Genomic DNA, 4,132 nt, shown 5'->3' with positions numbered 1-4,132 from the left:
GAAAAAGGCGCTCGCCGACAAGCAGGTGGCCGCCGAGAAGAAGCTCGCGCGCGGCGAACCGTCTCGGATCTGGGTTCAGGTGGCGGGCGGCGCGAACGAGGCGGGGTTGCGCCAAGCCTGGCGCGCGGCGCAGGCCAAGGCGTCCGCGCTGGCCGGCCGCGACGGCTGGACCACCCCGCTGCGCTCCACCAACCGGGTGCTGAGCGGACCGTTCAAGACCGAGGCGGAAGCGCGCGCGCACGTCAATCAGCTTGCCAGGGCGGGGGTGTCCGCATTCACCTTCACCAGCGAGGCGGGGCAGAAGATCACCAAGCTGGCGACGAAGTGACCGTCGCCCCTTATGCGGCAAATCCGGCGCGGAGCCGGGGCCGTCGGCATGCCGAGGTGACGGACACACAGCGAGGGCCACGCGACGCCTTTCAGCGCGACCGCGACCGCATCATCCACTCGATCAGCTTTCGTCGCCTGCGTCACAAGACGCAGGTGTTCATGGCGCCGGACGGCGATCACTTCCGCGTCCGCCTGACCCACAGCCTGGAGGTGGCGCAGATCGGTCGAACGATCGCGCGTGCTTTAGGGCTGAACGAGGACCTGACGGAGGCGATCTGCCTGGCGCATGACATCGGCCATCCACCGTTCGGCCACGCGGGCGAAGATGCCTTGCGGGCCGCGCTGGGCCCGCAAGGCGCGGCGGCGGGCGGGTTCGACCACAACGGCCATACGCTGCGCGTGCTGACGACGATCGAGCGGTCCTACCCGCTCTGGGATGGTCTCAACCTCACCTGGGAGTGTCTGGAGGGGCTGGCCAAGCATAACGGGCCGGTGCGCCACCCCGGATGGGCGCTGCTGGCGGTCGATGCCGAACAACCGCTCGCATTGGACGGCCAGCCTTCCCTGGAGGCGCAGGTCGCGGCGATCGCCGACGACATCGCCTATGACAATCACGACATCGACGATGGACTGCGCGCGGGCCTCCTGACGCTGGAACAGCTGCTGGACATTCCGCTGGTCGCGCGGGGCTGGGCGGCGGTGCGCGCGCGCTATCCCGACGTGGCGGCGGAGCGGCTGCATCGCGAACTGGTCCGCGCCCAGATCGGCGTCATGGTCAACGATCTGCTGGGCGAGACGCGGACCCGGATTGCCGCGGCAAGGATCGACAGCGTCGAGGCGGTGCGCACGACGGCGCATGCGCTGGCCGGTTTCACGGCGGGCATGCGCGAGGAGGAGCGCGTGCTGAAGCGGTTCATGTACGCGAACCTGTACCACCATCCCTATCAGCTTGCCGCAGCGGAGGCGGCACGCGCGGTCGTGGCGGGCCTGTTCGAAGCCTTCCACGCGGAGCCGGCCTTGATGGGAGAAGGATGGTGCGCGGTGCCGGCGGACGAGCCGTGGCGCAGCCGTAGGATAGCGGACTACATCGCCGGCATGACCGATCGGTTTGCGGTGGCGCGATACCGGGGCATTGTCGGACCCGTGGACCTGCCAGACGGCTTCTGAAATGCCGGCTCAACCGGCACGCAGGACCCCGCCACTTTGCTGGAAGCAAAGTGGGCAGGGTCTCCGGCCGGGCCTACGGTCGTTGGAGGGGAGCTAGCGCGCCGCCAGGACTGCCGGCGCGGCTACGGGCACGCGGAACGAGACCGGCTGACCACCGGACGTGCCGGCGACGCGATTGCCCTTGACGACCAGGCGGAACGAGGAGTTGCCCGGCAGTCGACGGCCCTGGATGACCTGACGCCCGCCGGCCGCAGGGCTGACCGAATAGACATAGGTCATGCCATCGCGGGTGAAACGCTGATCCGGCCCGCGCGCGGCGACGCCGGCGGGAAGGAGGGCGGCGGCAATGGTGAGTGCGGCAATGAACTTGGTCATGATTTTAGCCCTCGCTGGTTGGTGCGTCGAGCCGATCAGGTCCGTCTCCGGGTACTTCCGCAGCACCGAATGACGGCCGCAAGAATGGGTTGCAAATGCAAACCTACCCAACGCGATTGCGGGCCGCGCACGCGGCACTCGGGTCCGATCCCTTTTCCTTTCCGACGAGGTTGCTCTAAGCGCCCCGCCATGTCGCTTTACCTACGTTTCACCGCTCATCTCAACGCCGCGCTCGATCAGCTGACGGCCCTTGGCACACTGCAAGGTGGGCTCGACCGTAGGAACATCACGGTCGAGCCGCCGCGCGACCCGTCACATGGCGATCTGGCGACCAACGCCGCTATGGTGTTGGCCAAGCCGGCGGGAACCAACCCGCGCACGCTGGCGACGGCCCTGGCGGCGGAACTGGAGAAGCTGGACGAGGTCGCGGGCGTGACCGTCGCGGGGCCTGGTTTCATCAACCTGACGCTGACCGACGCGGCATGGCGCGACGAGGTGGCGGCGATCGCGACGGCGGGCGCCGCTTACGGCCAATCGGAGCACTACGCCGGCGTGACGGTCAACATCGAGTATGTCTCGGCCAACCCGACCGGACCGATGCACATGGGGCATTGCCGGGGCGCGGTGGTTGGCGATGCGCTTGCCAGCCTGCTGGAGTTCGCCGGCGCGCGGGTGATCCGGGAATATTATGTCAACGATGCGGGTGGTCAGGTGGATGTGCTCGCGCGGTCGGTGCATCTGCGGTACCGCGAGGCCCTCGGCGAGACGGTGGAGATCCCCGAGGGACTGTATCCCGGCGACTATCTTGTCCCGATCGGTCATTCACTTGCGGGCGAGTTCGGAGATCGTTTCATAGGTCGGCCTGACGGTGAGTGGTTGCCGCTGTTCCGCGAACGCGCGGTGGCGGCGATGATGGAGCTCATCCGCGCCGATCTGGCGCTGCTGGGCATCCATCACGACGTCTTTTCGTCGGAGGCCGCGTTGCAGGCCGCCGGCAAGCCGGCTGCGGCGGAGGCCGAGCTGCGGTCGCGGGACCTAGTCTATGACGGCGTGTTGCCGCCGCCCAAGGGCGAGACCCCGGAGGATTGGGAGCCGGTCGAGCTGCCGCTGTTCCGCTCCACCGCCTTTGGCGACGATCAGGATCGGCCGATCCGCAAGTCGGACGGCAGCTGGACCTATTTCGGCGCGGATCTCGCTTATCATTTCCAAAAGGCGGAAGATGCGGATCAGCTGATCGACATTTGGGGGGCGGATCATGCCGGAACGGTCAAGCGGATCGTCGCGGCGGTTGCGGCGCTGACCGGCGGGGCGAAGCCGCTCGACGTCAAGCTGGTGCAGATGGTGCGGCTGCTGCGCGCCGGCGAGCCGGTGAAGATGTCCAAGCGATCCGGTAACTTCGTGACCCTTGCGGACGTGGTGAGCGAGGTCGGCAAGGACGTGGTGCGGTTTACCATGCTGACCCGGCGGGCGGATGCGCAGATGGACTTCGACTTCGCCAAGGTGGTCGAGGCGTCCAAGGACAACCCCGTCTTCTACGTTCAGTACGCGCACGCCCGCATCGCCTCGCTGCACCGCCGGGCGCAGGAGGCGGGGATCGCGACCGGTCCGGGCGACCTGTCCCTTCTCGGGACCGAGCCGCTGGTGCTGGCGAAGCTGGCCGCGCAATTTCCGCGCGTGGTGGAGACTGCCGCAGCGGCGCGCGAACCGCATCGGGTAGCGTTCTATCTCTATGACTTGGCGGGCGCTTTTCACGCCGAGTGGAACGCGGGTAACGACGATCCGGCGCGGCGTTTCCTGCAGCCCGACGACCACGACGCCACCCGTGCACGTCTCGCCTTGGCGGATGGTGTCGGACAGATTATCCGTAATGGTCTTGCGCTAATGGGCGTCGAAGCGGTGTCGGAGTTGAACTGATGGCGGATGCGGTGGAGCTGCGGGACGAGGACCGGCTGCCCTGGCTGGAGACGGTCGAACCCGACGAGCCCGAGGGGTCGAACGCCGGGCGGGTGATTGCCCTGGTGCTGCTCGGCCTGGCGGTGCTCGCGGTGATCATCTTCGGCATTTACCAGCTGCAATCCCGCTCACCGGCCGCCGATGGCGAACTGATTGCCGCCCAGGAGGGCGACTATAAGATCAAGCCCGACGAGCCCGGCGGTCTCAAGGTCGAAGGCGAAGGCGCCACGGCGGTGGCCACCAGCGACGGCAAGCAGGGCCGTGGCGCGATCGATCTGAAGGCCGTCCCAGAGGCACCGGTCGACGG

4 protein-coding genes and 1 pseudogene are annotated in these 4,132 nt (G+C 67.8%); 4 read left to right on the top strand and 1 reads right to left on the bottom strand.

Going from position 1 to position 4,132, the window contains the following annotated elements:
• Together JWN21_RS10615 and JWN21_RS10610 are read left to right on the top strand one after the other, a co-directional pair.
• Positions 1-328, top strand: a 328-nt coding sequence (locus tag JWN21_RS10615) for an SPOR domain-containing protein (protein ID WP_299649548.1), incomplete at its 5' end; no start/stop codon positions are given.
• A complete protein-coding gene (locus tag JWN21_RS10610; protein ID WP_299649545.1) occupies positions 325-1,497 on the top strand; it encodes a deoxyguanosinetriphosphate triphosphohydrolase in 1,173 nt (390 codons plus the stop codon). The genes JWN21_RS10615 and JWN21_RS10610, both read left to right, overlap by 4 nt.
• A 93-nt stretch (positions 1,498-1,590) precedes the next feature.
• Here JWN21_RS10610 and JWN21_RS10605 read toward each other — a convergent pair whose 3' ends face one another.
• Positions 1,591-1,872 (bottom strand): hypothetical protein, encoded by a 282-nt coding sequence (locus JWN21_RS10605; protein WP_299649542.1) that lies wholly within the window; start codon positions 1,870-1,872, stop codon positions 1,591-1,593.
• A 189-nt stretch (positions 1,873-2,061) separates the two neighbouring features.
• Between JWN21_RS10605 and argS the strand changes: the two genes are divergently transcribed.
• Together argS and JWN21_RS10595 are read left to right on the top strand one after the other, a co-directional pair.
• A complete protein-coding gene (argS, locus tag JWN21_RS10600; RefSeq protein ID WP_299649539.1) occupies positions 2,062-3,786 on the top strand; it encodes an arginine--tRNA ligase in 1,725 nt (574 codons plus the stop codon).
• Positions 3,786-4,132, top strand: a pseudogene (locus tag JWN21_RS10595) (SPOR domain-containing protein); the annotation flags it as partial. The gene argS and the pseudogene JWN21_RS10595, both read left to right, overlap by 1 nt.

The sequence above is a fragment of the Sphingomonas bacterium genome, assembly GCF_028292945.1.
GTDB lineage: Bacteria > Pseudomonadota > Alphaproteobacteria > Sphingomonadales > Sphingomonadaceae > Sphingomonas.
Note: the sequence above shows the minus strand (reverse complement) of the source record. Positions and strands in the feature narration are given on the sequence as shown.

What these genes read in the sequence shown, in the direction of transcription:
- JWN21_RS10605 (WP_299649542.1), bottom strand. Translation starts at nt 1,872, where the DNA reads ATGACCAAGTTCATTGCCGCACTCACCATTGCCGCCGCCCTCCTTCCC.
- argS (WP_299649539.1), top strand. Translation starts at nt 2,062, where the DNA reads ATGTCGCTTTACCTACGTTTCACCGCTCATCTCAACGCCGCGCTCGAT.